Raw genomic sequence first — 25,998 nt, 5'->3', positions numbered from 1 at the left:
GTACTTTTTGTAACCTTAATAATTGAGGTGAACTTGTGGAAGGCGTAGTAAAAATTGATAGCAAAGGGCGAAAGTCAGTCACCAATGTGTGTAAAGAGCCTTGCGCCATTGAAAAAGGCATGCGCCTTATCGGCGGGAAGTGGAAAGGCTCGCTGATCTATCATCTGAAAGATGGACCAGTTCGCTTCAATGATTTGGCACGCCTTCTAGGTGGTGCGAGCAAGAAAATGGTCGACCAGCGTCTCAAAGAACTTGAAGCTGAAGGCATGGTGATTCGTAAAGTGATCAGTGACCGCCCTATCGCCGTCAGTTATGAACTCACAGATTTTGGCCGCACGGCCCTAAAAATATTGGATGACCTACGCGTATGGTCCGAGAGCCATAAGCTGTAACCCACACCAAGACCGTCAGGCATTATCACGCATTCGCTCTTGCGCTAATCAGTGATAATGCTTGAAAGAGCTACAATGGAATATAATTCAGCTTTTGCTTCTCGGAAATTCTACTCTATACCGCTACAAAAATCAGATTCAAAATTGGCTTTTTCTCAAAACACGATAGACCTTATGATTGGAATAATATAATCACCCATCAAGATTGAAACTATATAAAAAGGCAGGCTCTAATATACAGGCACCTTCTAGTGACCAATATATTAAAAACCTGCCCTTCGTATTACTGCCTCAATTAAGATCTATTTACCTAAATAAAACTTATTTGACTTGCGGTAGCGTACCTTCGCCGTTAGATACTACTGCATCGATTTGTACCAGTGCATCCATCTCAATTTGAGAAACACCGACTACTGTACGAGCAGGAAGATCACCCTGGAAGAAAGTGGTGTAAACTTCGTTGATTGCCTCGATATCGGCAACATCTTTCAGGTGGATGTTGATTTTAACGATATCGTCCATAACGTGGTCAACGCTTTCTACGATAGCTTTAATGTTCTTCAAGCACTGCTCTGCCTGCTCTTTCGCGCCACCAGCCACGATTGCATTGGTCGCAACATCAACAGGAAGCTGAGCCGCAATGTGGTTGTAGTGTGAGAAAGCAACAGTTTGAGTGTGTAGCGGGTTACGTGGTGCCGCATCGGTATTGTTTGCACGAATAACGATATTGTGGCGATCTTCGACTTCTTGTGGCGGAGTGCCGTCACCGTGAGAAACAGAAGCGTCGATTTGTACTAATGCACCCATTGGTAGCGCGTCTGCCGCAATGATAGAGCGAGCTGGAACGTAAGCTACTGCGCGAGCGATAGATGAATCAGGGAAGAAAGTTGAGTACACTTCGTTCACTGCATCAACGTTGGCTAGATCGCTTAGGTATAGGTTGATTTTAACGATGTCATCGAAAGGTACATCGATGCTTTCAAGGATCGCTTTCATGTTCTTCAAACACTGAGCAGTTTGCTCCTTCACACCACCTTCAACGATTGCACCTGTTTTAGGGTCAACTGGCAGCTGAGCTGAAATATTGTTGTAGTGAGAGAAAGCAACAGTGTGGGTAGCCAGTGCGTTTAGCGGCGCGTTTTCAGTGTTGCGAGAAAGCTTAACTAGCGGGCAAGGCGCTTGAGGAGCTGTACCTTCACCGTTAGAAATAAGCGCGTCCATTTGAACACGAGCATCACTCATTGGTAGCGCAGCAACTTGAACCACAGTGCGGGTTGGGATTAGGTTTTCGAAGAATGTTGCATACACTTCGTCTACGGCTTCCATGTCTGCAATGTCTTTTAGGAATACGTTGATTTTAACAACGTCGTCCATCACGTGATCGATGCTCTCTACAATGGCCTTAATGTTTGTTAGACACTGTTTAGCCTGCTCTTTTACATCACCAACAACGATTTCGCCTGTTTTAGGGTCAACAGGTAGTTGTGCAGAAAAGTTATTGTAGTGAGAGAAAGCGACTGTTTGAGTAGATACAGTACTTAGAGGGGCATTTTCAGTGTTTCGAGAAACTTTAATGATCGCATCAGTCATTTGTAATTATATCCTTTGATGTAGTACAGAAATATATATCTATCTAAAGTAGATTTATTTAGAAGAGCTTTGAAAGTGATGAGATAGTATGGGAAAAATTTCACATTAAATGTGACTGACATCAAAAGATATTTTCACTAACCATGTGTTACACTTGGAATAATTAGTCATTTAACGACTAATTATCCGCAAAAATTCATATATTCTCCTAGACACTTCTTTTTTTATTCAAATGATTCGCAAATAATGAATACAATCTCAGCAAGATAAACTCTATTTTCGTTATATTTTGACTGGTTTTGATAGCTTGTTCACAATAATCTGATGCAAAAGCATATACAGCTTAAATTTACTTGTCGTTTATTGCGCTATCAATGAATAAATACCCTCACACTTCACTTTCACCATTTCTGCCCTCCCCATAATACTCACCAACCAGCATATAAGTAATTCATTTATTCAGACTTCAACACACAAAGGTTAAAATAGCTGGCAAGTTGTTAATAAACTGTTCCAGGGTTTATTGTTTACCCTTTGAATTATCACTATTGAACATTATGGGAAGCAAAAAAAGGCCAGAGACGTGCTCTGGCCTTGACTCATTTACAGCAGGCGTTAACCACTGCTATTGATAGCGATTATTGAAAAGATATATTGGACATCACAGACAGGTGATCGGATGCGTAAATACCGTCCTTAACCACACTTCGGTATTCAAACGTATTTACCGCTAATTTGTCATTAACAAAGATATAGTCAATATCTTCAGGCTTTTCCTTGCCATAACCATGATAGGTAAACACCTGATCTTTGTTGCCGTTCACACCGGTAAAAGGTTGCTGACTGATTTCACGGGCGTCACGGTATAGGTTGATCAAGGCCTGATAGGACGCAATATCACTGCGCTCGAAGTTCAAATCGCCGAGAACGATAACGGCATCACCGGCCCCGCTGGTGATCTCCTCGGCTTTCTTGCTCAGCAATTTCGCACTTTGTTGACGAGCCATTTGGCCTATATGGTCAAAGTGGGCATTAAACACCAGCACCCGCTTGCCCGTGGCAATTTCTTCCAGTCTCACCCAGGTGGTGATCCGAGTAAGATCGGCATCCCAGCCAACACTGGCAACAACCTGAGGGGTTTCTGACAGCCAGAAGGTTCCGCCACCGAGCTTCACATATTTATCATTACGGTAAAAAATAGGAACCGCTTCCCCTTTCGCATTACCGTCATCACGACCTACCCCTACCCAGCTATACTCAGGTAACTGACGAGCCAAGTAGGCAATTTGATCACTGAACGCTTCCTGCAGTCCGGCAATATCAGTCTGCGCAATGATATCCGCCACTATAGCCTTGCGGTTATCCCATGTATTGTTGCCGTCGTATTCACTGCCGATAACACTGTCTTTGCTGTTGCGGATATTAAACGACATAACATCGAAATCCGCGGCCACCGCAGGCAGGGCCAGTGAACACATCACTAGTAGAGAAATCTTTTTCATTTTTTGCTCCGTGCTACTTATAGTTAAGAGGTTACGGCCTCTCAAGTTATTATGATCAGAAGGAAATATCGGCAGCCTCAATGCTTGCCTGTGTAAAGGGTGGATAGCCCGACGGACGGAACCTGTTGAGGTTAGTCAGGAAGTTGCTGTCTTTGAGCGGGATCGTTGCCTTACCATAGTCAAAGCTGTTGAGCCGGTCGCGCATCGCCTGGTTGTCCAGGCCGTCGCCAACCAGTTCATACCAGCTGACAATTGCAGGCGTAACAAAATAGCCGTATCCGTTTTCTGCAACTTCGTCGGGCTTGGCAAAGCGCATGGCATGGGTCAGTCCGCCTTCCTTGTGGTAAACAAACTTAATATGGGCTCCTTCCATGGGTAAGGTCGCAGCCGTCGCGGTAGTGAGATCGCCGTGAGCACTGTAACTGCCGTGGGAAATCTCTCCATTGATCGTCCAGACAGCGACATATTCCCAATCATGCCGGTGTCCGAACCAGTCCCAGCCATCCATTGTCTGGTCCTTCTCGAAGTAGAGCGAGTAAAAGTGGCCGCAGTATTCATTGCCCTGCTCAACCAGACATGCGTACCGGTGAAGCGTATTGGACAACTCAAGGAAGTTATCCTCGCGGCACTCACCGGTGATCGATCCCGAGTTATTGAGGCCCGGATTCGGCTCACCACTGCGGCTGATCCCCGCTGCGGGCAAGCAGCCGTCGGTATCAAAGTCAAATACCGGCTCGTTGCCATTGATCACATTATTGCCCGGCAGGGCTTCGTCTAGGCGGGTAAAGTCCGCCGCCAGTGCATCTGACGCAGCCGCAACAGCAAGCAACCCCGGTATCAAAATAGTCAATCTTTTCATTGGTGACTCCTTGTCTATGGCTCTAGCCGGAGGGCGTGAACTCGGTGGTGTACCGGCCTGCCCTCCCACTAGTGGTGCCATTACTGATAACGTTATTGATGGTTTGGCTGTTACATCAAGGCTGCCGGTTCAAATCGGTTATGGTGCCCTGGTCGAGATCCAGCTTAAAGTGATAGCTTGGCTGGCCATTGGCAAACTTGGTCAGGATGCCAAACAGGCCGCCGAAGCGCTGCTTGAACACATCACCGAACTGTGACGAGTCAGAGCCGCTCACAGCCTGCTCAGCCAAGGTACTTGCCAACAATTCATATTGCGGCATCCGATTGCGATCAATATCTTTAAACGCCAGCTCGTCGGCATTCCTCAGGCGATAGAAATCAACAGCGAGATCAAACCCATTCCAGTTAGCAAAAGCCTCCAGTTTGAGACCGTTGTCGCTGGCTAGCTGCTCAGCACGAGTTTCAGCCTGCTGCCATGCCTTAGCAAAGGCAGCATCGCCAATCTTCGACGGCTCAAAGGCTACTGGCGTTTCTTGGCAGATTTCTACGGCCTGGCGACCACCTGTCAGTATCATTACCTGCTGTTGGGTTAACGGACTGTCTAGCTGGCTCAGGATCAGCATCTGGCGACCGTCCAACGCGAACACCATCTGCTTCAAATCACAAGGCCACTCTTCTGGCAGGAATCGCATTCTCGTTAATTCAGTGATATGCCAGTTGGTAAACTCGTAGTAATCCTTCGATGTTAAAACATCCTTATTCCAGATTTCTTCGTTACCTTTGGCTTTAAGGTGCCGCCACTCCTCTTCATAATGCTCGAACAGCTCGTCGAAGCGCGGTACCTTATCCAGGATCACGGTTTCTACTTCGACCTGGCGCGTGGGCTTAAAACTAAGCAGCTTGTAGGCGGGTACATAGGCCGCCATCGAAGGAGCCTGAATATTGAACAGGAACGAGCCATCGTCGTAATGCTTCACGCCAGTGTCATTGAAGTGCATATGACCTCCGACATGAAGCTTGAGCCCGGTTTTCGCCAGCGCTTCGCTAACATCTTCTTTCGGTGAACGTGCCAACTGGAAGTTGCCCGGGCCGAAGATATCTTCTATCGTCTCTGCTGCACCGTTGTAAAACTCGGTCATCGGGAAATGGCTAAACGCTACCAGCGTCTTGCCTTCGGCATTTGCCCTTTCCACCACCGATTCCATCCAATCAATCACCTGCTGTTTGTGGGTCAGCATTTTGTTGTAGCCAGCATTACCCGAGCCGGCGAAATTAGCGGCAAGCTCTGGTTGCTGGGTATCGGCATCGGCATTGGGGACATAGACATTGGCGTCAATCGCAAGCAGCCACAGACCTTCCACAGGCTCAACCAGGTAACTGGTATCAGGAACCATAAAACAGGCCGAATAGTTCGGCTGCTTGTAGCTACCGCCGGTTCCCTGATGACAAATCTCATACTGGCGCTGCTCATAGCTTGACTGGGTCAACGCCTTGTTAAACTGATAATTCTCTTGTGTATAGGTCGAATACGGAGTCTCCCAATACAGGTTGGATTCTTGTGGGAAGAAACCAAAGTCCGCCAGCTCAGCCATCAAGCCGTCGTAACCCAACTCACGGATTTCCTCGGTGCAAATCGTTGGTAGCTCATGGCCGGCATTGATGACGGCACTGTCGCCTTCGTAACCAACACACTCCTTCGCCCCCTTGCTGTAAATTCGCTGGGTTTTCCCCTCCAGGCCGAGGAAGTCCCCTTCTCCGCTTGGTCGATCGAAAGGACGAACCGGATCGTGGTTGCCCGGCGCGGCGAAGAACTCAACGTCATAGGTTTTGGCATAATGATCGAGTATTTTCTTGAGGCCGCGGATATGAACCGGCTGGCCATCATCGCTGAAGTCACCGGGCAAGGCGATATACTTCACTCCCCGCTTCACGGCATCATCCAGCGCCGCCAGCAAGGCAAAGTAGTTTTCGTTAAACAGACGGGTCGAGGTCAGCTGAGCATGCATAGTACGGATAGTCGCATGCTGGCCGCTGTGGCTGTTCTTCAGACCATCGAAACTGCCATCGGTAAAATCACCGTACACATCATGAAAATGAATATCCGGCATAAAGGCAACTTGAACCTGCTCAGCGGCAGAGGCTGTATGCATTGCCATTGCTGTGGCCATAGAGACGATGAGCGCAACACTGCTTTTTCTGAACCTTTTCATTAAGGTATCTCCGTATAGAGTATTATTATTGGGCTCGCGTGATTTTGAATTTAGGTTTAGCTTCTTCTTGTTTTTTCGGTAGCTCTTCACCTTTAAAGACCAGCAATGAGCCAACCGCGATGATGCCCGAGCCGACGGCAATCGCCAGCACATACACCAGCCAGTTTTCAACCGCTAGCCAGCCATAGAAACCAGAGATAGGTGCACGGTTAACCGCTCCCAGCCCAACCGCCAGCGCTGAACCGACAGCCGAACCGATGACGTTAACGACGATGATCTTGGGGTTTGCCAACGCGAAAGGGATTGCCCCTTCCGAGACTCCGATCAGCCCCATCAGGGTGGATGCCTTGCCGGCATCTTGCAGTGAGTGCGGGAAGCGCTGTTTCCAAATCAGGGTAGCAACACCAATACCAATAGGCGGAATAATAATGGCGACCTGGGCTGCAGTATTTGGGTCATAGATCCCTGAAGCTAGCATCGCCATTGCCGTGGTTACCGCTGCCTTGTTGATAGGGCCTCCCAAGTCAAAACCGACCATGCCTCCGACAACCGCCGCCAGGACAATTTTGTTGCCATCGGACATGCCTAGCAGCCAGTTTTCCAAGCCACGGTTCATGGCCGCGAGGGGGTCGCCGATGATGTACATCATGACTAAGCAAGCGAGTAAAGTACCGCCAACAGGGATAATGAAGATAGGGCCTGCTGATGCAACAGATTTCGGCAGTTTAACTTTCGTGACCAGTAACTTAACGATATAGCCAGCAATGAAGCCCGCCGCCAAGGCGCCAAGGAACCCCGTTCCCATCTCTTTTGCCAGCAAGCCGGCAACCATACCCGGCGCAATCCCAGGCTTATCCGCGATAGAGAATGCGATGTAACCGGCCACAACCGGTAACATCAAGCTCAGCGCCAAGCCACCAAAGCCATCGAATGCATGAAATAACCGAACTACCGCATTGGCTGCCTCAGCATGGCTCCCGTCCCATATATTATCGATACCGTAAAATGAGGCCCCGATACGGGCAATACCCATGATCACTGCCCCTGCAATGATCAATGGCAGCATATACGAAACCCCGGTCATGATGGCGGTTTTTACTTCCGTCCCCATCGACTTTTCTTTTTTATTCATCGAAAACTTAGCCATTATTTATTTCCTCGCATAATGCTTCAAATACGGCATTTCCATGTTTAATTGGATCAGCAACAGCGCACTCTAAGACAGGTAAACTTGAGAACCTCTCTTTTTTGGCAATAGCGACTTCAGCTGCAATAATACAGCCATCAGCGCGTTCTATATCTTCAGCTGTAATTTCATTTTCAATACCTAAGCTGCCTTGGGTTTCAACTTTGACTTCATGGCCTAATTCTTTGCCAACCATCGCGAGTGATTCCGCAGCCATATAAGTATGCGCGACGCCAGTAGGGCAAGCCGCTACACAAACAAAATACATAATTAACCTCGTTAGTTTTCACTTGGATTAAATAGAAAAAGCACAGTAAAGAAATAAGATCTTCCTGTGCTTTTAATTGGATTATTTTTCGGTTTTTTTCCAGTTTTAGAGCTGGTTTGGTTTCTAGCGTTTTATGACGGGGCGTAACAAGATGGGGCAAGCTGGTTAAAATGGCAACCTGTTGAGAATAAGCGGCAGCCGGATCGCCCATATTGCGCTGACAAGCCAGCATCTGTGCAATTGACGAATTCGCACCACCATGAGATAGAACTTCAAAATCAACAACTTGAATATTCAAGCGTGACTGACATTCAGCTATCGCAAGTAATTCACGAACAGGTTGTTTACCTGGCTTACGGAATGACAAATTATCAGTGACACTGTCCCACATTCCGCTCCACTGTGTTGCTAACGTATCTAGCTCATCAGTTTTATATTCAGATCGATTTAACTTTTCTAATTCAGGCGTCAAGGCAAGGCTGATATTTTCAAGCATAGTCAGCATGGAAAAGAGCCAATCTTTCCCTTTCACTGCTGCGATACTTAAGAAAAACATCAAGCGTAACATTGATATCACCCGTACAAATAAAAAGTCAACAAACTAATCCTACCAGCAATAATCTCACTTATTCTCAGACAACGATCACAATACTGCTAGACTATTTAAATAAATCTAATTGGTACTTTAAAAATTATCATCCCCTATGAATATATTTATAAATTTAGAACAACAATATTAAAATCACCTTATCAAGCAGCTGCTCTTTCATTTGTTTTTGACTTCAGCTTAAGAAGCAAAACAATACTAGAAAGAACCAGTGTAATACCATTCCCAAGCATCAATGGAAGATCATGTGATATTAAGCCATAAATCAACCAGCACAGAATACCAAAGACAAACAAGACGTACATTGCCAATGAAATACCTGCAGTATCCCTGGTCCTGATGGTATGCAGCACCTGAGGTAGAAATGACAGGGTTGTACAGGCAGCCGCAACGCCACCCAGCATTGTCGGATGGTCAATCATCATAGGAAGACCTACGGCCATCATGATCATCACGGCCAATACATTCAACGATATTACTTTCATCTTTTTCAATCCAACTTTGGTCCTAGAAGCTTCCTCTAGGAACCTTTTCGCCTCTAACTTATGCCACTTGCTCGTACAGTACCCCTTTGAGCAGAGATACCGTTTGTTCCCTCCCCAAGGCGTTGTTCATCAACGCATCTCTAAATTCACGGTGCATTAATTTTCGAGCCAACTTGGAGAAAATACTCATATGCGTTCCCTCATCATCATGGCTAGAAATCGTAAGCATAATCACTGTAGAAACCGTCTCGCCGTCTGCTTCATTCCAAACAATAGGCTGTTCAAGATGAGCAATAGAAATACTGTTATGGTTCACTGCCGCTGATTTACAGTGAGGAACCGCAACACCAAAGCCTAGGGATGTCGCAAAAATCGCCTCCCTATCCCAGATCGCCTGCTCTACCGCAACGGCGTTTTCTGCCCTGCCATGTACTTCGAGGTTATCGGTCAACTGCTTGATGACACCGGCTTTATCAATAGCATGACACTGAACAACAAGCTGTTCAGACAAAATCTCAGGATGGTCTTGTTGCTGCCAGAATTGATCGATCTTGGCTTTAACCTCGTCTAGCGAAGCCAATCCGCAGACCTCATCCAGCAATTTGCAGCATGAAGCGTATTCAAGCTGGGCCAAGTCAGCACGCCGCTGGATGATATTGGGCGAGGATAAACTGATTTCGTCAAAACCCATCGCCAAAAGTAAAGGCAGCGCCCGTTTATCGCTTGCCATTTCACCGCAGATACCAAGCTCGATGCCCGCGGTTTTCGCTGTCTTGGCAATCTCTGCAAGGAAGGCGATGAAACCTGGGTGGAAACTATCGTAGAGTGCACCTACTTGGCGGTTGCCTCTGTCACAGGCCATGAAATACTGGGTGAGATCATTGCTGCCAATCGAAATGAAATCGATCAAACCCGCGGCTTTTTCGAGCAGATAACGGGCTGAAGGGACTTCTACCATGATCCCCAACCGCCAACAGCCAGTAACACGCCCTTCAGCCGTTAACTGGGCTTCACATTGCTGACATAGCTGGTGAATCCACTCCACCTCTTCCATGCAGGCAACCATAGGGATCATAATATTGACTTCACCATGCCGAGAAGCCCTAAGCAAGGCGCGGATTTGGCTTTCAATCATGTGTTGGTATTGCGGGTACATACGTACCGCACGGTAGCCCAGGAACGGATTTTCTTCCTCCGGCATCTCGAGGTATGGCAAAGGTTTATCGCCGCCGATATCGAGCGTACGGATAATCACGGTCTTTCCGGCTGCCGCTTCGATCACTTCGCGATACACATCATACTGTTGCTCTTCACTCGGTGCATCGTCCCGATCCATAAAGAGCATCTCGGTCCGGAACAGACCTATCCCTTCTGCCCCACGCTCGAATGCACTGCTCGCTTCCAGCCCCACGGCAATATTGGCGTACAGGGACAGAGCCCTGCCATCTTTGCTTTGCCCTTTGCTGCTGGCATAAGCGGTCAGCAACGATGTTTTTGCCAAGTGCTTGTGGTGCTCCAGCAGGTAGAACTGCTCGACTTTTTCATTCGGATCGCGGATCAAACACCCACAGAGGCCATCGAGCACCAAACTCTCGGCGTCTTGGACAAACGCGTCGACAGCCTCAACAGCAGTAAGCACCGGAATGCCGAATGATCGGGCCAAGATCACCGTGTGAGAAGTTTGCCCTGCTTGTGCCAATACGATGCCTTTAAGCCAGCGTTTGTCCAGGGCCAAGAATTCGCTCGGCGTTAGGTTATCAGCAACCAGGATACTCTCTTTAACCAAGGTCACGGGTTGCTGTAGCGGCTTACCCACCACCAAACTGGCTAACCTGGCACATAAATCATCAATGTCCAAGGCTCGCTCACGCATATAGCTGCTCTGGCTTTTCAGCATCGGGGCTTTCAGCTCATCAGACGCCTTGGCTATGGCGAGAATGGGATTACCCTGCAGGCTATGCTTCGCCAATGATTGGCTAAACAAACTGTCACTCGCTATTTGGAGGTGCGCTTTAAGGATTGATAACTCCTCGCGGCTACCTTGAGCTTTAGCCTGTGCAATCGCCTGTTCAATTTGCTGGCACAGTATATGCCTCGCTTTTTTTATCGTCTCTTCGGCAGGGCCATTCTCTTCGAACGCAACACTTTCAGCCAGCTTGTGCAGATCTACCTGACTGCAAACCACCGGGCAGCCTTTGCCAATACCGCGTGACACAATACTGCCACGTACATACACAGGCTCGGCCTTAAGCAAAGATACCGGAAGTGGCTGACAGACATCGGCCTCGCTGCATTCCAGTGGTTCGTCACAGTCGGCAAATTCCCCTTCAATAAATGCCTTCATTGCTTCAAACGCTGGCTGCTCGTCTGTTCCGTCAAACACCAGCTGGCATTCGTCGCCAACAGCAACATCAGCGCCGACCAGAGAGAGCACACTTTTGGCATCGGCTTTCGTCCCCTTGCTTATATTGAGCAGGGAAATCTGGCAACAAAAGGGGGTTGTCCGGTTTTCTATCTCTGCCGCCGGCCTGGCATGAATACCATTGACCAGAGGATTGGTAAATTCTATTGATTTAGTCATGATTGCCCCTTCGGGAATATTCGATACGTTTTTTCGGGTGTAGCAGACCACTCACCCAAGCAACAGAGACAAAGCCAACAAATACTGACTGTTCTCCGGGCTATACGGGTGAGGGCCAACGGTGATGCACAAGTAGTGCAATTACATTTAAGCGCTTCGCTTTACGGGTTAGCTTTGCTCAGGCGCAGGCCGATTAATCCTTGTGGCGGAATAACCGTTTGGGCCGTGACATCTCCGACAACACGCTCCATGCCATCAACCTGCTGAACCCGCCACTCTGCTGGAAGCGCACCAAGCGCAATATGGTTACTGCTAGCATTCATTAACCTAACAACCACACTGCGGCTATCATCTTCACAGACCTTGACCGCGCTAACCGTCACGTCAGGCTGGTTGAACGCCAACATGCTGAAAGTTTCCGGTGCAGTGAACACTGGCGGAGCAATCATGAAGCGTTGTACAACCCCGTTGTGCAAGGTCAACGGAGTGCTCAACCACTCCTTCACCCGCTGGCATAACCCGGCGTCAGAAGCGCTACCGCTGAATGGGTAAAGAGCCAAACGGAATGACAATGGTTGGCGTAGCTGGGAGTCAGGACTAGCATCCGGCAAACCTGATAGACGCCCTGGACGGTATTTCAGGTCCGGCTTACCGACAAAACCCATGGCACGGAACAGGGTTATCGCGATTGAGTCATCATATTGCTGATACTCTCGTACACCGTCTGCCATCACTGCAATTCCGCCTTGTGACGTTTCACCGGCAACAACACTCTGCATCGGATAAATCGGCACGGGACAGGATGTCCATTGCTGCTGTTGCCATAGCGACAGCGCCAATTCATCGTTGCCACGCCGGATCAGCCCGACAGGTTGATCCGCCACACTCTGTGCCCGGGCAAAATCGCCATTAACATGCAGTTGTAACCGGTGATCATTGACTTTATTTTCCAGCTCGAGCGCAATATCCAAATGCTCACTGCCTTTCGCCAGTCCCAGAACGACTTCAATGTGCTGCGTGACAGAACCGCACTTTTCGGCCCGCTCGGCCAAGTCCGCCGGCAGATCCGCCTGATAATCAATACGGATTTCTGAGCGCAGCGGCCCTTGGCAAACCCGGATCCCTTTGGCTTGTTGCACTCCAAAAGCAATTTGATGGTCATCATGCGGCTCAGAAAAGTCGTAGTTGTCACCATCATCGCCGCCGTCCACCAGGGTGATTAAATCATCCCAGTGTTGGCCGCTGCTCAAACAGGTCAAGCTAATCTTGCCATGCATATCGACCGTCACTGACAGGGCCTCATTAGCAATACTGACCGGTTCATCGATCACAGTTTGAAGCTGGCAGCGATCAGCCGGCGCTTCCTCATCGGCCAGGCGCTCTACCCTGAGGTTACGGTAGCCGCAGGCTGGCAAACCTTCCAGTGACACCACAACGTTATGCCGGTACCAGGACCGAAAGCGCTCATCACCGAGTGTGGTCGGGTCTTGGACAATGGCATTGATATCCACCAGCTCGCACGACACATGCTGCTGCTCTACATCCTGCGCACCGTCAAAGATGGTAAACCGGCGAGTCGGCAATACCAGCTCCAACTCGACCTGAACGTTGCGGCTGTAAGGCAGAGGGTTGAAAACCAAAACGTACTCGCCGTCTTTTCCCTTCGTCGACGAATCGGCCAATTGCTTGAGTGTGATCGCCTTGAGCCGTTCAGCATTCTCACGAACCGCCTCGATACGGGCTTTAACCTGACGGTTTACAGAGTCGGTATTACAGCCGCCGATGGAGTCATGGGCATGGCTCTGCATTAACTGCTTCCAGTTTTTCTCCATCAGGCCATACGGATATTTCAGACCAAATTGGTTAGCAACCGTCAGCAATGGCTCAAGCTGATTGACCAGCAGGTTCTCGACATCGCTGTTGAGTTTTTTGATGTCGTAGCGGGTTGAGTAAATGCCACGATGGATCCGGCTATATTTGCCATACAGCATTTCGCTTTCAACAACGGGGAGCGAGCAACCGGTGGTACTGGCAAAGTAATCTTCGAAACGGCAAAGTTGATACTGGTATGGCCGAGTTTCATTGGCCTGTCGGATAGCCTCAACCGTTTCTCTCTGCCATGGTTTCTGGTCATGCCCCCCCATGAACAAGAAGTGGTCCCGCTCGCCGGGCCAGAAGCGCTCACTCATCTTCTGATCAATACCCTCAAGATGCGTTTCCATTGGCTTCATCCCCTGGAATGCGCTATAGCCAAACTCGAGTACCGCCGTGGTTACTTCACTGCCATCTGGAGCCCGCCAAACGAATTCAGTATTGCCACAAATTCCTTCCCAGATCCCACGCCAAAAGACGCATTTATCGATATTGAAATGCTTAAGTAGCTGAGGAAGCTGTTCACTTTGGCCGAAAGAGTCAGGTACATAACCGACTTTCATGACTGCGCCGAAGCGTTTGGCATCACGACACCCCCACATCAAGTTCCTGATTTGTGATTCGCCGTGGACAACACACTGATCAGTTTGGGTATACCAAGGACCAACCAACAACTTGCCCGACTCGACCAGAGCTTTCACCCTGTCGCTGTCTTCCGGTACCACACTCAAGTAATCCTCGAGCATCACCGACTGCCCATCGAGCACGAAACAAGGCAGACCATCGTCTTGCTCAAGCTGCTCCAGGACTTGCTGCATGGTGAAGACCAGCAATACTTGAGACTCCTCAGTGCTGAAATACCACTCGCGGTCCCAGTGGGTATGAGGAACTATGTACGCTTTTTTATTCAATGACATCATTAATACCTTAAGCGGATTTCGCTGCTTGCTGCTGGGTCTCAGCCTCTGTGGCCTGCTTAGTGAACTGTCGCTTCATCAGTACCGTGGTAGCAACAGCGACAAAAGCCACGCCGGTAGCGATAGAAATGAAGTACAAGAAGAAATTGGACGATAGAATCAGCGCAAGGATCCCTGCTGCTGGCGCTTGTACTATTGAGTCAAACATGATCACCATCGCAGCTGAAATGGCACTGCCGACGGTATTAATAATGATTAATGCTGGATTGGCGAGGATAAAAGGTATTGCCCCCTCACTGATGCCTACGCATGACATCATCAGGGCTGCACGGCCATTTTCCTGCAATTCTTTGCTGTAGTATTGCTTGGCGAAAATCGTTGACAGACCGATACCAAACGGTGCGATCATGATAGCAATATGTGACGCGGTAACGGGCTCAAAGATCCCCTGGGCAAACAAACCGAGACTCACCGTGATAGCCGCCTTGTTGATTGGTCCCCCCAAGTCAAAACCTACCATTGCCCCAAGCACAGCTGCCATCACCACTTTGTTGCCACCGGACATGCCGACCAACCAATTCTCCAGGCCAGTATTGAGAGCAATAAGCGGATAACCGACAATATATTTCATGACAAACAGAATGATTGCCGAGCCGATTAGCGGGATAATCACCATCGGCAATAGGCTGCGGAACTCTTTTGGCAGCTTGATATTGGCCAGCATCCAGCGGACTAAATACCCCACCATCAAACCACCCAATAGTGCCCCTAAAAAGCCCATTTGCATGTCACGGGCCAACATACCGGCAATTAAACCCGGTGCTATGGCAGGTTTTCCCGCCAGGCCAAACCCAACAAAGGCGGCAATAACCGGGAATAATAATGTCAGTCCATATAAACCAAATGTTTTTAAATCATTTATTAATTGAGCAGCTAAAGAATTGCTTTCTTTTAAATCAACCCCAGTTAAGGTTTCAAATAATGAACCAAAAGCCAGCATCATACCACCAGCTACAATAACTGGAATCATGTATGAAACGCCGGTCATTAACGCTTCACGTAATTTATCTATTTCAGTTTTTTCTTTTTTTAATAGTAGGGCCATGGTAATTATCCTTAATTATTATGAATTAAATGCATCATGGTTTCATACACTGCATCAGGCTGTTTAATTGGGTCTGCCACCGCACATTCAAGAACCGTGAGTGGTTCAAACCTGTCCATGCCTTCCACTGCAATTTCTGCAGCAATGATAGCGCCATCAGCCCTAGCAATATCATCGGCGGTGATCTCATTATCAATACCTGTGCTGCCTTGAGTTTCTACCTTGACTTCCCAACCGTGATCTTTGCCCAATACTTCAAGGGCTTCTGCCGCCATATAGGTATGGGCAATTCCAGTTGGGCACGCTGCTACACAAACAATATACATTTCGACCTCGCTAGCAACTTGATAAGCTGCTGTTATTAAAAACAAAAAAAGCAGCAATCATCTTACGACGATTGCTGCTCATTGGATGGATGCTAACGTGAGTTACGTTACTTTTGCTAGCATGTTCACGACCAAGTGATACAGTACCATTTGTAATAGACGTAGCAGCGTTCGCTGGTGCATAGCGATAGAAACACACCAAGGAACTGGCCGCTACCTGCTTCGCAAAATATAGGTATGTCAGTGACAACAATGAAAGCAGTGTGCGAACTTGCTCCGCACGGTACTGATGATGACTTTTCCATCGTGCACAAGTCACTTCGCACCAATACCTGAACGGCTTACCAAGCATATCACCAACACAGATATATAGCTGGTTATAGTCCGATGCAATTGCATCCAGTTCCTTGTCAGATCCAGAGACTAGGTTATCACTTGGACTGATACAGACACACGAATAAATAGCATTAACCAAGGTGTGCAATACACCCTGGATAAATACTAATAGCGTGGCCGTATCAAATCTCATCAAACTATCCCCTATAAAGATAGCCAAATCATATACAGATAAATTTAAATATGATGTGATGTAATTCACAAATGATTGCCAGCACACTATTTAAATTATCATTAATTACAATAGTTCGACTTTTCCATTGGAAATATCGTACATCACACCAACTAGCTTAATTGTACCCTTTGTTTCTAAATCTCGTATTGTCTCGCTATTCTTTCTTATTTCATCCAACGTTAATTGAACATTAGTTTTCGCAACAGCATCGACAAAAGCGTAATTTTCTGGCGTCCGTTCTCCATCAAATTTAGTTTTACCAACGGCTGATTTTATCTTATCAAGTAATGAAGTCAAATTGCCCATCTCAACATTGGCAATGGCACCCTGAACAGCACCGCATTTTGTATGCCCCATCACCATGATGACTTTTGCCCCAGCGACAGCGGTAGCAAATTCCATACTTCCTAAGATATCACTGTTCGATACATTACCTGCCACTCGGCTATTAAATAACTCGCCAATTCCTGCATCCAAAACGATTTCTGCCGGAGCCCTGGAGTCAATACAGCTTAAAATGACCGCAGAAGGGTACTGTCCTTGCTGGCTTGTTCTTTGCTGAGCAAGGTAATCATGCTCTACCCCCTCCCCTTTTATGAAGCGCTGATTACCATCAAGCAAAGACTTAATCACCTGATCTGGCGTCATCGCATCCCGCTCTTCTTTTGTTAGCGAGGCGGCATAAGAGACAGAAGGAAGCCCGCCAACAGCCGCAAAAGCCACCGCTCCGGCTGATAACTTCAGTAAGTGCCGTTTAGATAAGTCAAATGAACAGTTTTTATCACACATTCAATACCTCCTAGGTATAAGGTTAGCTAAGTCATTGAATATGTATAAAAACAGTATAAAAAAGAGATAGAAAATATGAGGAGATATATCAAAGTAATACACAACTTGAGCGACTATCGATTTGCAGCCTCTCACTTTCCGCGCACGTAGTCGCTGTTTTGGGGTTTATACCGTTAAACAGCCACACGATCATGTCTCAAGCTTATCTGGGCGCCGATGAAATAAGATTAAGAATGATTTACATTTATTGTGTTTTATAACAACACCTCAAAGAGATGGTACATGGCTATAAGCCACTGACTTGAAGAAGGTAAAGATATCTCAAGAAGGGTGTAAGTCGAATGCGACTTACACCCGAATCGCTCGCTCTGTTAATCGGTAACATACGAAGCCACCTACTCATGTAGGTGGCCTATTTAAAGAACGTCAGTTACTAGCTTCATTCCGGAAAGAAAAAGAAACAGGTAACACAGCTGGTACACAACATCCTGACTAACACGATGAAGAAGCCAGACCCCCATATACACCCCAACAGGAGCCAGGGGCATGAGTACTGCCGCCGTCATCAAGTTGGTAGTATCAAACTCTCCGAGCATGGTGTAGGGGATCAGCTTGGCCAGATTGATAATGGCAAACAGCACTGCCATCGTGGCAATCAAAGTGACTTTTTCTAGCCGCAACGGCAACAGGTAAATACTGGCCGGCCCGCCACCAGCATGGATTGCCGTACTGGAAAAGCCTCCTAAGCTGCTCCACCACCATGCACTGGCTTTACCGGGCTTTTTCTCATCCTGGCTACCGCCCAGCACATACTGCACACAGAACAGCAGCGATAACACCCCAATCAAAAGTTTGAGTCCGGATTCAGGGGTTACGCTTAGAAACAGCCCTGCTAGCAATACCCCTAATAAAGAGCCCGGCAGCATTTGCTTCAGTACCGAATAGTCAGCACTACGATAGTGCTGCTTGACCGCAAATGCATCCATCACACACAGGATAGGCAGCAAGATAGCAGCGGCTTGAGTTGGCGAAACCACCAGGGCCATCAGGGGAACCGCGATGATCCCTAACGCTCCGCCCAAACCGCCTTTACCGATCCCGTAAATCAATACAGCGGGTACGGCAGTAATGTAAAACCAAGGATCGGTAACAATCATCTCAACCCTTACACGCAATGTTCAGCCAGATACCCACGGCTTTTCGCCATATCCATTTTCACATGATCAAGCTGGCTGACAGCACGCTCTTGCTCAACAACAATCCAGCCTTGATAATTAATATCCTGCAATACCTTGAAGATATTAGAAAAATTGATACTACCCTCGCCTAATGGGCGGGTAAGGCCTTTACTGAATGCATGGGTCATCCCGCAGCGATCACGCATCGCATTATGTAATTGCTGACCGTCCACATCTTTAAAATGCAGGTGTTCCAGGCGGTTAGCATAGCGACGGATAAACTCTTCAGGCTTCATCCCATCAATAAACAAATGGCCGACATCCAAGCACAGGCCAAGGCGTTCAGCCGGAATTGCATGCAGCACTGAGGCTATCTCATCAGAAAAAGCGACAAAGCCCCCTGAGCTAGGATGCAACAAGGTTCGTACCCCTTTTGCCGCAGCCATTTTGGCAACCTCAGACATAGTCGATATCATTGCCTGCAACTGCTCTTGCTTGAGTCTAGGTGCGATAACACCATGCCCTACATAGGCATCCCGCGCAGCATTGGCACGATCCATAATGATCAGCTTATCGACTCCAATAGCGCTGAGTAGATCAATCACCCGCAGCGCTTTTTCAAGTACCTGCTCTTTAGAGTCAGGACAACTGAAGTCACCATGAAGGTTTCCAGCACATACATTCATTCCCCTCACTCGCAAAGAGCTCGCAAGGATAGTCGGGTCTTCAGGGAAGTACCCAACGGGCCCAAGCTCAATCCCTTCATAACCCGCTTCACGTGCCTCGACCAACACTTTCGCCCAACTGGGGTTTCCGCCTTGCTCTGAGTTTTCCACTCCCCACGAGCAAGGTGCACACGCTATCTTTATTGCCATAATTACATCCTCTACATGACAAACTACTAAACAAAATTCTGTTTCGTACTACCTAGATGAAGCCTTTCTCAACCAAGAACTGACGGCTTTTCTTAATATCGGGTAATGTCGTGTCTGAATGGCGAGGATCGCGCTCTTGCTCTATCGTGATCCAGCCGTGGTAACCAATGGACTCCAAAGCCTCAGCAACCTCGTTATAATCCACCGCCCCTTCGCCAAGTGGACACATCACACCATCGGCACAGGCTTGCCAGAAACCAACTTGCTTATCGATAGCGTGCTGCAATCGCTGCTGGTTGACGTCTTTAAAGTGAACATATTCCAGCCGGTCTGCGTACTCCACCAAACTTTTGGCCGGATCCATCGTGGCGTAATAGAGATGGCCGGTATCAAGGCAAAGCCCTACCTCTTCAGCAGGCAAATCGCCCAGCATACGGTCGATCTCATCCCGATATTCGATATAGCCACCAGCATGAGGGTGGACAACCGCCCTGATCTCATGGCGCTTAGCAATTTCGGCAATATCTCTGATAGTGCTCATCATCTGTTGCCAACGAGCATCATCCAGCCTTGGCGCTTGCTCTGGCATGCCGGCATAGCGGCTTCTGATGTCATTGACACAATCAATGACGACCAATTTTTCGCAGCCAATCTTTTGCAGCAAACCACACAAGCGTTTAGTTTTGCTTATGATGTCTTCGTAACTTCCCGGCTCAGAGAGCGGCTCGAATATAGTACCGGCACAAATTTCCAACTCTTTGATGTACAACGCCGTGTTGACAGTGTCGGCATCGAGAGGCAAAAAACCATAAGGCCCCAGCTCTGTACCGGTAAATCCCCCCAACCTTGCCTCCGACAATACCGTCATCCAATTTGGGTTATGCGGATTGTCAGAAGATTCAACACCCCAGCAGCAAGGTGCACATGCAATTGAATAACTCATAGTTCCACCCTCAAGTGATCCATTAACTGAACAAAGCAAATTACAGCCAGACTAATCACTCTGAGTACTAATTGGCGTGACCAAGCACGCATCTTATTTTTGCATTTTCGCAAATCAGATTTGAATCTATGCCTATAACACCCCTGGGCCCGCCCCCCATACACTGTTGATAACAAATCAAACTGAAACAGGAAGTTGTATGGAATCTGTATACATTGTTGCCGCGAAACGCACCCCTATCGGCAGTTTTAATGGTGCCCTAGCCCCAGTCTCTGCCCCTCAGCTAGGGGCTACCGCCATCAAGGGCGCTCTTGAGCAATGTCATCTCGATCCAAGCCTGGTTGATGAAGTAATTGCCGGTAATGTCCTAAGCGCAGGGATCGGTATGGGCCCAGGCAGGCAAGCTGCCGTTTTGGCAGGTATCCCAGAAACCGTGCCCGCTTATACCCTTAACATGATCTGTGGGTCAGGCATGAAAACCGTGATGGATGGTGTCAGCCATATTCGTGCCGGTGAAGCTGAGATTGTTATCGCATGTGGGATGGAAAGCATGTCCCAAGCACCTTTCATTTCTGCAAACCCACTGCGTGATGGGGTAAAAATGGGCCAGCTCACTCTTGATGACTCAATTATCAAAGACGGTCTAACGGATGTGTTCAACCAGTACCACATGGGGATCACGGCTGAAAACATTGCCGAATTGCACGAGCTAACTCGCGAGGAACAAGACCAGTTTGCCCTCTCAAGCCAGCAGAAAGCGACTGCAGCCATCAAAGAGCATGGCTTTAGCGATGAAATCGAACCAGTCAATGTCTCCCACCGTCGCCAGCAATACAGCGTCAGCATTGATGAATACCCGAAAGCTGATGCGACTCTGGAAAAGCTGCAAAGCCTTCGTACCGCATTCAAAAAAGAGGGTACCGTGACGGCAGGTAATGCCTCCGGCATTAATGACGGCGCATCTGCCATTATTCTCGCTTCCAAAGCAGCGGTAGAACGCTACAATCTCACCCCGCAGGCTGAGATCGTCGCTTGTGGGCAAGCAGGACTCTCTCCAAAGGTGATGGGCCTTGGCCCGGTACCGGCCATCGCCAACGCCCTCGATAAAGCCAAACTCACCCTAGCCGATATCGAATGTTTCGAGCTCAATGAAGCGTTCGCAGCCCAGGCCCTCGGGGTAATGAAAGAACTGTGCGAGAAACACAGTGTAGATAAATCCTGGCTTGAGTCTCGTACCAATCTGAATGGCGGCGCAATCGCCCTAGGCCACCCACTCGGGGCATCTGGCAACCGCATTCTGACCACACTGATTTACCAACTCGAACGTTCACAGCAAACCTATGGCTTGGCCTCCCTCTGTATCGGTGGCGGTATGGGCACAGCAGTGATTATCCGTCGATGCCAGGCGAACCAATAGGAGCACACCATGAAAAAATCTATTTCTGCTAGCGAGATCGCCAGCCTGCTGCGAGACGATATGACCATCATGATCGGTGGCTTCATGGCCAACGGGGCCCCCGAGGGACTGATTGATATCATCCTTGAATCCGATATCAAAAATATCACCTTGATCACCACAGACACCGGTACACCAGAAACGGGATCTGGCCGTCTAATCAAGGCCAAGCGTATCAGTAAACTGTATGCCTCCCATATCGGCACCAACCCTGAAACCGGCACGCAAATGAACAGCGGCGAGCTAGATGTTGAACTCGTACCGCAAGGCACTCTGGCCGAACGTATTCGTGCTGCTGGAGCCGGTCTCGGCGGGGTCTTGACCCCAACCGGTCTCGGTACAATGATTGCTGAATCCAAGCAAGTGATCCAAGTCGATGGTAAAGACTTCCTATTGGAAAAACCGCTTCGCGCTGATCTTGCCTTGATCCGCGGCTCTGTTGTCGATACCAAAGGCAACACCGTCTACAAAGGAACAACACAAAACTTCAACCCGTTAATGGCCACCGCCGCCGATACCGTCATTATTGAAGCGGCATGCTTGGTCAAGGCTGGTGACATTGCTCCTGAAGCAGTACACACTCCAGGACTGTTCATTGACCATATTTACCAAGGAGCCTAATCATGACAATTCAACGAGAGAAGCATCAGATCCGTCGCATGATTGCATGGCGTGTTGCCCAAGAGCTTCATGATGGTGACGTGGTCAACCTGGGCATCGGCCTACCAAGTCTTGTTGCTAATGAGACCTCATCGGATATCGAAATTCTGCTGCAGGCTGAAAATGGTCTTATCGGCATTGGCGAAATGCCGGATGAAGCCAACATTGACCCGGATCTGGTCAATGCCGGCGGCCAGCCCATTACTGCTACCATCGGTGCCTGCACTTTCCACAGTGCCGATTCGTTTACCATCATCCGTGGCGGGCACGTCGATGCGACGGTGCTGGGCGCGCTGCAAGTCGACCAGCACGGTAACCTCGCCAACTGGATCATCCCTGGCAAAATGGTACCGGGAATGGGTGGCGCGATGGATCTTGTGGTTGGGGCAAAGAAAGTCATTGTCGCCATGGAACACACCGTCAAGGGCAAGCCAAAGTTGCTCAAACACTGTTCACTACCGCTTACCGCAGCCAATCAGGTCGACTTGATTGTCACCGAAATGGGCGTCATCAAAATCACCGAGGCAGGTATGATGCTGACCGAGCTTGCCCCGGGGACAACAATTGACGAAATTCAGGCCGCGACAGAAGCAGAGTTAATCATCTCTACTGATTTGAAAGCGATGCCTATCCCAAGCGATTTATAAACAACACATGCTAACCAGCACCGAGAGGAAATTCGGTGCTGGATAATAGAATACATTTTCCTGTTTATTTTAGCGTCAGTATATCCCCTACCTGAACCCAAGCTTGATATATTTTCCTTCGAAGCGTAGTCTTAAAAATCAACTCATCCACTTAGCTTTTATAGACATAATTAAACATCGCTCTTCTTACTGTTCACCTGCTAGTAACTAAGAAAATATATAGCACTGCAGTATTTCAGCAGTTAGTACAAGGAATAAGGATATAAAGTTGACTACCTTAAACAATTTAAAATTACCTACTATATTTTTTATTTTAGGCTTATCTGTTACTGGATGTTCATCCTACTCAACGATTCCAGAGTCTTGTACAGCAGCATACTCGTATAGCGAAGCATTTCTTCAAAGTCATTTTTACCAAGGATGGAAGATCTTAAATGCCAAAGGAAAGAGTAGCGGCTGTGAAGAAGCGATATCTTATTTTGAAAAAGGTATACAAGAACAAGAAGTCACAGAATTATCTAATATCTACGCTATTTACTGTAATGGATTAGGCCCCTACCGTAGTAGGGTAATTTCAGGGAGGGCGATAGAAGGTAGGTTATCCCTAGAAGAGTTTAACTGGATATCAGAGTGGTTATATTGTGATGGCACTGTAGAGCAGTACAGTGCTGGACAAATGTTATTAAATGGCTATCTGGTCGATAAAAACCAAGAAGCTGCAATATACTATATGACTCTTGCAGCAAAGAAAGATTATCCTCATGCTCAGATGCAACTAGCATTATCACTACTGGAAATCGGCGAAGTTGATAATGCCATTCTTTGGCTAAGAAAAGCATACGAAAATGGTTACTATGGTGCGGGACAAATGTTAGAAGCCATGGATATGATTTACCAACAGCAAGATGAAGGTTAAGTTTTGTATACACAGAACATTTGGCTGACAATCAATCAATTATTTCTCCCAACAAGGAAGGCCTGTCAATAGTAACTCTTTTATCTTGATTTAGACAATAAAGCCCTTCCTGCAATCGCGTTAATAGTATCTTTATAATAAAAAACCAGCACATATGTGCTGGTTTTCAACATATCAGAGTAGCTACAATTAAGCCTTTGTTTCTTCCGGTTGGCCTTGCAACACGTTAGACACTTCGATCGGCAATTTCTGCATCACATAATCACCAGGTGCATTGCACTTAACCGGGTAGTTATCGCTACCTGCAGAGCGTGCATCAACCGCCTCGGCCTCTTCGAAGCCAGCCATCCACTCGTTCCAGTGGCCCCACCAGGAACCTTCCTGGCGCTTCGCCCCTTTCAACCATGTTTCAGGCTCAGCCGAAGATTTTGCATTGGTCCAGAAACCATACTTGTTCTTCGCCGGATGGTTAACAATACCCGCAATGTGACCAGACTCGCCCAGCACAAACGTGGACTTACCGCCAAGCTTGCGTGCGCCACGGTAGGTACCCTGCCACAACGCAATGTGATCTTCCTGGGTTGAGATAAAGTATGTTGGGATCTTGATCTTAGCAAGATCAATATACACCCCACCTACTTTAAACCCTTTCGGATCAACAAGACGGTTTTCCAAGTAGAACTGGCGCAGCAGTGTACTGTGACACGCTACCGCTACATTGGTACTATCGCCGTTCCAGTACAGCAAATCGAAGTCGATTGGGCTGTTACCTTTTAGGTAATTGTTGATGTAGTAGTTCCAGTACAGGCTGTTTTCACGCAGCAGGCTGAACGTTACGCTCAAAGAGCGACCATCCATATACCCTTTAGCTTCATTCTGCGCTTCAATGGCCGAAATAATCGGATCATTGATATAAGCACCGATCTCTCCTGGCTGAGAGAAATCTAGCAGCGTGGTAAAGAATGTCGCCGACTTGATACGGCTGCGCATACGCTTGGCCGAATAGTAAGCCAATGCCGTCGCTAGCAGCGTACCGCCGATACAGTAACCCGCCGCATTGATTTGCTTCTCGCCAGTGATATCTTCGACAACATCAACCGCTTTAACCACACCATCAACAACGTAATCGTCAAAATCCACATCGTACATACTGGCATCTGGATTACGCCAAGACATCATAAATACGGTATGACCCTGCTCTACCAGCCAACGTACCATTGAATTCTTCTCACGAAGATCCAAAATGTAATACTTGTTGATAAACGGCGGCACGATCAACAGCGGTGTCGCGTTAACTTTTTCGGTCAACGGCTTGTATTGAATCAGCTCAAACAGGTGGTTCTTATAAACAACATCACCCGCAGTATTGGCCACGTTTTCACCCAACTGGAATGCCGCATCATTGGTCATGCGAATTTTCAGTACATCGGCACTCGACTGCAGATCTTGTTGAAGCAGCTCCATCCCTTTGATCAGGTTTTCACCATTGCTCTCAACCGTCAGCTTGGCCAGCTCTGGGTTGGTGGTGATAAAGTTGGTTGGCGACAAAGCGTTAATCGCCTGGCGCGAAAAGAAGCTCAAACGCTCCTTGGCCTTCTCATCAAGCCCTTCGATCGATTCGATGGACTCTTTCATCTTATTGCTAAATAGCAGGTAAGATTGCTTGATATAGTTGTAAAACGCCTCATTTTCCCATGCAGGATCGGTGAAGCGCTTATCATCTTTTTCGGGCTGAATAAAATCTGACTGATCGCCATTTTTCATGACGACATTTTGCCAAATCTTCATTTGGTTTTCCCACCAGTCCATTTGCAACTGTGCAATAACGGCTGGCTGCGCTGATGCTTTTTCGATGAACTCGGAAGTATCCTCCAAGCTAATTTCATTGAGCGCTTTATTAAGGGGAGTATTCATGGCTGCCTTGCCTGAATCCAGCTCCTTCCACCACATTTGGTTCATTTCCTGGAGCTTGGCAAAGTAGTCCGAAAAAAAGTTCTGGTTCATTCCAATGACCTCTAATTTTGGACTAAAAATGCCGCCCCAGAACGGGGGCGGCAGAGTGGC

General features: G+C 47.9%; 23 protein-coding genes. 5 read left to right on the top strand and 18 right to left on the bottom strand.

What is annotated here, in order from left to right; translation table 11 throughout:
* Positions 1–35 precede the first annotated feature (35 nt).
* The gene (locus C9J03_RS00530; RefSeq protein WP_044620930.1) at positions 36–392 is read left to right on the top strand and encodes a winged helix-turn-helix transcriptional regulator; all 357 of its coding nucleotides are present in this window, start codon (positions 36–38) and stop codon (positions 390–392) included.
* A gap of 321 nt (positions 393–713) precedes the next feature.
* On the opposite strand, the gene C9J03_RS00525 is transcribed toward C9J03_RS00530, so the two are convergent.
* From C9J03_RS00525 to C9J03_RS00450, 17 genes are all read right to left on the bottom strand, one after another.
* Positions 714–1,982 (bottom strand): RidA family protein, encoded by a 1,269-nt coding sequence (locus tag C9J03_RS00525; protein WP_044620929.1) that lies wholly within the window; start codon positions 1,980–1,982, stop codon positions 714–716.
* Positions 1,983–2,620: 638 nt separating this feature from the next.
* Positions 2,621–3,484, bottom strand: coding sequence for an endonuclease/exonuclease/phosphatase family protein (locus C9J03_RS00520; protein ID WP_044620928.1), 864 nt, complete (start codon positions 3,482–3,484; stop codon positions 2,621–2,623).
* Between the two features lie 55 nt (positions 3,485–3,539).
* On the bottom strand, positions 3,540–4,343 hold the full coding sequence (locus tag C9J03_RS00515) for an NPP1 family protein (RefSeq protein ID WP_044620927.1): 804 nt from the start codon (positions 4,341–4,343) through the stop codon (positions 3,540–3,542).
* A 115-nt stretch (positions 4,344–4,458) separates the two neighbouring features.
* The gene (locus tag C9J03_RS00510) at positions 4,459–6,552 is read right to left on the bottom strand and encodes a metallophosphoesterase family protein (protein ID WP_052829592.1); all 2,094 of its coding nucleotides are present in this window, start codon (positions 6,550–6,552) and stop codon (positions 4,459–4,461) included.
* Positions 6,553–6,577: 25 nt separating this feature from the next.
* On the bottom strand, positions 6,578–7,699 hold the full coding sequence (locus C9J03_RS00505) for a PTS fructose transporter subunit IIC (RefSeq protein ID WP_044620926.1): 1,122 nt from the start codon (positions 7,697–7,699) through the stop codon (positions 6,578–6,580).
* Positions 7,692–7,955 (bottom strand): PTS fructose transporter subunit IIB, encoded by a 264-nt coding sequence (locus tag C9J03_RS00500; RefSeq protein ID WP_231580623.1) that lies wholly within the window; start codon positions 7,953–7,955, stop codon positions 7,692–7,694. Before C9J03_RS00500 ends, C9J03_RS00505 begins: the two co-directional genes overlap by 8 nt.
* Complete coding sequence (locus C9J03_RS26425) at positions 7,909–8,574, bottom strand: hypothetical protein (RefSeq protein ID WP_146149048.1); 666 nt, start codon at positions 8,572–8,574, stop codon at positions 7,909–7,911. Before C9J03_RS26425 ends, C9J03_RS00500 begins: the two co-directional genes overlap by 47 nt.
* A gap of 182 nt (positions 8,575–8,756) precedes the next feature.
* Positions 8,757–9,098 (bottom strand): SemiSWEET family sugar transporter, encoded by a 342-nt coding sequence (locus C9J03_RS00495; protein ID WP_231580622.1) that lies wholly within the window; start codon positions 9,096–9,098, stop codon positions 8,757–8,759.
* A 58-nt stretch (positions 9,099–9,156) separates the two neighbouring features.
* Positions 9,157–11,679, bottom strand: coding sequence for a phosphoenolpyruvate--protein phosphotransferase (gene ptsP, locus C9J03_RS00490; protein WP_044620924.1), 2,523 nt, complete (start codon positions 11,677–11,679; stop codon positions 9,157–9,159).
* Positions 11,680–11,840: 161 nt separating this feature from the next.
* A complete protein-coding gene (locus C9J03_RS00485; RefSeq protein WP_044620923.1) occupies positions 11,841–14,468 on the bottom strand; it encodes a glycoside hydrolase family 38 N-terminal domain-containing protein in 2,628 nt (875 codons plus the stop codon).
* Between the two features lie 10 nt (positions 14,469–14,478).
* Positions 14,479–15,573, bottom strand: coding sequence for a PTS fructose transporter subunit IIC (locus C9J03_RS00480; RefSeq protein ID WP_039457740.1), 1,095 nt, complete (start codon positions 15,571–15,573; stop codon positions 14,479–14,481).
* An 11-nt stretch (positions 15,574–15,584) separates the two neighbouring features.
* On the bottom strand, positions 15,585–15,899 hold the full coding sequence (locus C9J03_RS00475) for a PTS fructose transporter subunit IIB (protein WP_039457737.1): 315 nt from the start codon (positions 15,897–15,899) through the stop codon (positions 15,585–15,587).
* A 10-nt stretch (positions 15,900–15,909) separates the two neighbouring features.
* Positions 15,910–16,428, bottom strand: coding sequence for a hypothetical protein (locus tag C9J03_RS00470; protein WP_044620922.1), 519 nt, complete (start codon positions 16,426–16,428; stop codon positions 15,910–15,912).
* A 105-nt stretch (positions 16,429–16,533) separates the two neighbouring features.
* Entirely contained in the window at positions 16,534–17,259 is a 726-nt protein-coding gene (locus tag C9J03_RS00465) for a carbonic anhydrase family protein (protein WP_044620921.1), read from the bottom strand.
* A 416-nt stretch (positions 17,260–17,675) separates the two neighbouring features.
* Positions 17,676–18,416 (bottom strand): sulfite exporter TauE/SafE family protein, encoded by a 741-nt coding sequence (locus tag C9J03_RS00460; protein ID WP_044620920.1) that lies wholly within the window; start codon positions 18,414–18,416, stop codon positions 17,676–17,678.
* An 8-nt stretch (positions 18,417–18,424) separates the two neighbouring features.
* Complete coding sequence (locus C9J03_RS00455; protein ID WP_044620919.1) at positions 18,425–19,312, bottom strand: sugar phosphate isomerase/epimerase family protein; 888 nt, start codon at positions 19,310–19,312, stop codon at positions 18,425–18,427.
* A gap of 52 nt (positions 19,313–19,364) precedes the next feature.
* Positions 19,365–20,255, bottom strand: a complete 891-nt coding sequence (locus tag C9J03_RS00450) for a TIM barrel protein (protein ID WP_044620918.1) — start codon at positions 20,253–20,255, stop codon at positions 19,365–19,367.
* 199 nt (positions 20,256–20,454) lie between these two features.
* Between C9J03_RS00450 and C9J03_RS00445 the strand changes: the two genes are divergently transcribed.
* The 4 genes from C9J03_RS00445 to C9J03_RS26420 all read left to right on the top strand — a co-directional run bounded on the left by C9J03_RS00445 (position 20,455) and on the right by C9J03_RS26420 (position 23,934).
* The gene (locus C9J03_RS00445) at positions 20,455–21,672 is read left to right on the top strand and encodes an acetyl-CoA C-acetyltransferase (protein WP_044620917.1); all 1,218 of its coding nucleotides are present in this window, start codon (positions 20,455–20,457) and stop codon (positions 21,670–21,672) included.
* A gap of 9 nt (positions 21,673–21,681) precedes the next feature.
* The gene (locus tag C9J03_RS00440; protein WP_044620916.1) at positions 21,682–22,332 is read left to right on the top strand and encodes a CoA transferase subunit A; all 651 of its coding nucleotides are present in this window, start codon (positions 21,682–21,684) and stop codon (positions 22,330–22,332) included.
* Between the two features lie 2 nt (positions 22,333–22,334).
* Positions 22,335–23,018 carry a 3-oxoacid CoA-transferase subunit B gene (locus tag C9J03_RS00435; protein WP_044620915.1) on the top strand — a complete coding sequence of 228 codons (684 nt, stop codon included), beginning with the start codon at positions 22,335–22,337 and terminating at the stop codon, positions 23,016–23,018.
* Positions 23,019–23,286: 268 nt separating this feature from the next.
* Positions 23,287–23,934, top strand: coding sequence for an SEL1-like repeat protein (locus C9J03_RS26420; RefSeq protein WP_146149047.1), 648 nt, complete (start codon positions 23,287–23,289; stop codon positions 23,932–23,934).
* Positions 23,935–24,123: 189 nt separating this feature from the next.
* Here C9J03_RS26420 and phaC read toward each other — a convergent pair whose 3' ends face one another.
* Positions 24,124–25,938 carry a class I poly(R)-hydroxyalkanoic acid synthase gene (gene phaC, locus C9J03_RS00425; RefSeq protein WP_044620914.1) on the bottom strand — a complete coding sequence of 605 codons (1,815 nt, stop codon included), beginning with the start codon at positions 25,936–25,938 and terminating at the stop codon, positions 24,124–24,126.
* Positions 25,939–25,998: the final 60 nt, after the last annotated feature.

This window comes from Photobacterium gaetbulicola (genome assembly GCF_003025515.1).
Classification (GTDB): domain Bacteria; phylum Pseudomonadota; class Gammaproteobacteria; order Enterobacterales; family Vibrionaceae; genus Photobacterium; species Photobacterium gaetbulicola.
The sequence above is the reverse complement of the archived record's forward strand: the minus strand, read 5'-3'. Positions and strand labels throughout refer to the sequence as shown.

Coding starts and splice junctions, on each gene's coding strand:
- C9J03_RS00525 (WP_044620929.1), bottom strand. CDS start 1,982: ATGACTGATGCGATCATTAAAGTTTCTCGAAACACTGAAAATGCCCCT.
- C9J03_RS00520 (WP_044620928.1), bottom strand. CDS start 3,484: ATGAAAAAGATTTCTCTACTAGTGATGTGTTCACTGGCCCTGCCTGCG.
- C9J03_RS00515 (WP_044620927.1), bottom strand. CDS start 4,343: ATGAAAAGATTGACTATTTTGATACCGGGGTTGCTTGCTGTTGCGGCT.
- C9J03_RS00510 (WP_052829592.1), bottom strand. CDS start 6,552: ATGAAAAGGTTCAGAAAAAGCAGTGTTGCGCTCATCGTCTCTATGGCC.
- C9J03_RS00505 (WP_044620926.1), bottom strand. CDS start 7,699: ATGGCTAAGTTTTCGATGAATAAAAAAGAAAAGTCGATGGGGACGGAA.
- C9J03_RS00500 (WP_231580623.1), bottom strand. CDS start 7,955: ATGGCTGCGGAATCACTCGCGATGGTTGGCAAAGAATTAGGCCATGAA.
- C9J03_RS26425 (WP_146149048.1), bottom strand. CDS start 8,574: ATGTTACGCTTGATGTTTTTCTTAAGTATCGCAGCAGTGAAAGGGAAA.
- C9J03_RS00495 (WP_231580622.1), bottom strand. CDS start 9,098: ATGAAAGTAATATCGTTGAATGTATTGGCCGTGATGATCATGATGGCC.
- ptsP (WP_044620924.1), bottom strand. CDS start 11,679: ATGACTAAATCAATAGAATTTACCAATCCTCTGGTCAATGGTATTCAT.
- C9J03_RS00485 (WP_044620923.1), bottom strand. CDS start 14,468: ATGTCATTGAATAAAAAAGCGTACATAGTTCCTCATACCCACTGGGAC.
- C9J03_RS00480 (WP_039457740.1), bottom strand. CDS start 15,573: ATGGCCCTACTATTAAAAAAAGAAAAAACTGAAATAGATAAATTACGT.
- C9J03_RS00475 (WP_039457737.1), bottom strand. CDS start 15,899: ATGTATATTGTTTGTGTAGCAGCGTGCCCAACTGGAATTGCCCATACC.
- C9J03_RS00470 (WP_044620922.1), bottom strand. CDS start 16,428: ATGAGATTTGATACGGCCACGCTATTAGTATTTATCCAGGGTGTATTG.
- C9J03_RS00465 (WP_044620921.1), bottom strand. CDS start 17,259: ATGTGTGATAAAAACTGTTCATTTGACTTATCTAAACGGCACTTACTG.
- C9J03_RS00460 (WP_044620920.1), bottom strand. CDS start 18,416: ATGATTGTTACCGATCCTTGGTTTTACATTACTGCCGTACCCGCTGTA.
- C9J03_RS00455 (WP_044620919.1), bottom strand. CDS start 19,312: ATGGCAATAAAGATAGCGTGTGCACCTTGCTCGTGGGGAGTGGAAAAC.
- C9J03_RS00450 (WP_044620918.1), bottom strand. CDS start 20,255: ATGAGTTATTCAATTGCATGTGCACCTTGCTGCTGGGGTGTTGAATCT.
- C9J03_RS00445 (WP_044620917.1), top strand. CDS start 20,455: ATGGAATCTGTATACATTGTTGCCGCGAAACGCACCCCTATCGGCAGT.
- C9J03_RS00440 (WP_044620916.1), top strand. CDS start 21,682: ATGAAAAAATCTATTTCTGCTAGCGAGATCGCCAGCCTGCTGCGAGAC.
- C9J03_RS00435 (WP_044620915.1), top strand. CDS start 22,335: ATGACAATTCAACGAGAGAAGCATCAGATCCGTCGCATGATTGCATGG.
- phaC (WP_044620914.1), bottom strand. CDS start 25,938: ATGAACCAGAACTTTTTTTCGGACTACTTTGCCAAGCTCCAGGAAATG.